Source organism: Saccharothrix sp. CCNWYY140 (genome assembly GCF_037401995.1).
In the GTDB taxonomy this organism is placed as follows: domain Bacteria; phylum Actinomycetota; class Actinomycetes; order Mycobacteriales; family Pseudonocardiaceae; genus Actinosynnema.
Genome location: NZ_JBBEGC010000245.1, coordinates 1 through 658, shown reverse-complemented (window position 1 = coordinate 658; position 658 = coordinate 1). Strand labels below are relative to the sequence as shown.

1 protein-coding gene is annotated in these 658 nt (G+C 69.0%); it reads right to left on the bottom strand.

From position 1 onward, the window contains the following. Positions 1 to 658 (bottom strand): 7,8-didemethyl-8-hydroxy-5-deazariboflavin synthase CofG (gene cofG / locus WBN91_RS39070; protein WP_337729348.1); only part of this gene is annotated, 658 nt, incomplete at both ends.

The following is a 658-nucleotide window of genomic DNA, read 5'->3' as shown; positions in this document are numbered from 1 at the left end:
ACCCGACCCGCATCGGTCAACACCCGCAACCGCACCGCCGGCTCCTTGTCCGGACTGCCGTAGTGCGGGCCACCCTTCTCCGACCACAACCGCTCCGCCGTGGTCTCCAGCATCATCCCCATGCTCGCGGCTACGGGCCGCAGCCGCTGCAACTCCTCCCACGACAACACGCCGGGGTTGAGGTGGGGCAACAGCCCGGTCTCCTCCAACACCGCGATCGCCGAGGCCCGCACGTAGTCCAACGTCGACGAATAGCCGCGGGCCTCCAACCACTCCCGCGCCTGCGGCCACCGCTCCTCCGGCCGATCACCCAACGTGAACAGCGCTTCCTTACAACCCTGCGCCGCCGCCGCACGGGCGATCTCCAACACCTCGTCCCGCTCCAAAAACGCCGCCGGCACCCTGTGCGGAACCGTCGCGAACGTGCAGTAGTGACAACGGTCCCGACACAACCGCGTCAACGGGATGAACGCGTTACGGCTGTAGGTCACCACCCCCGGACGACCCTCGGCGAGCAGGTGCGCATCCCGCACCTTCCCGGCCGCCTCCAACAACGCGTCCAGGTCCTCACCACGGGCGTGCAACAACACCGACGCCTCGGTCACATCCAGGACGGCGCCATCGGCAGCACGGCGCAGAGCGCGTCGCATGGCCGCCG